This window comes from Ochrobactrum sp. SFR4, assembly GCF_019730395.1.
GTDB lineage: Bacteria > Pseudomonadota > Alphaproteobacteria > Rhizobiales > Rhizobiaceae > Pseudochrobactrum.
Genome location: NZ_JAAPBB010000365.1, coordinates 1 through 358, shown reverse-complemented (window position 1 = coordinate 358; position 358 = coordinate 1). Strand labels below are relative to the sequence as shown.

Annotated in this window: 1 protein-coding gene; it reads right to left on the bottom strand. The window is 50.0% G+C overall.

Annotation, left to right across the window (positions count from 1 at the left end; translation table 11 throughout):
• Positions 1 to 358: linear amide C-N hydrolase (locus HBA93_RS19385; RefSeq protein ID WP_221724381.1), on the bottom strand; the 358-nt coding region annotated here is incomplete at both ends.

Here is a 358-nt window from a genome sequence, read left to right as displayed (position 1 = left end):
ACCGGCTCAATCACAATGGAGGCACCGCTCGCATCATGAATGGTATAGTGAAGCGGCGGAACAAAACCCATTTCCGGCTGCACAAGGTTGATAATGCTCATATCCTGAATAGCGGTTTTGACTTCTTCAACGGTCGCAAAATTGGTCAAAATCCAGCTCAGCACATCCCATGGTGCCAGCGATTTTTCTTTGTCGGCTTTAGCGCCATCCGCATAACCGGCAAATTCAGGAAAATATAGGACGCCGCCTGCAAGACCTTTTTCATTCATGCCATCAACAAGCGTGGTTTCTCCCAGCGCATTCATGCCGATAGCGCCGTATTTACCTTTCCAGCTCATGCCCGGTTTGCCATCCGCAC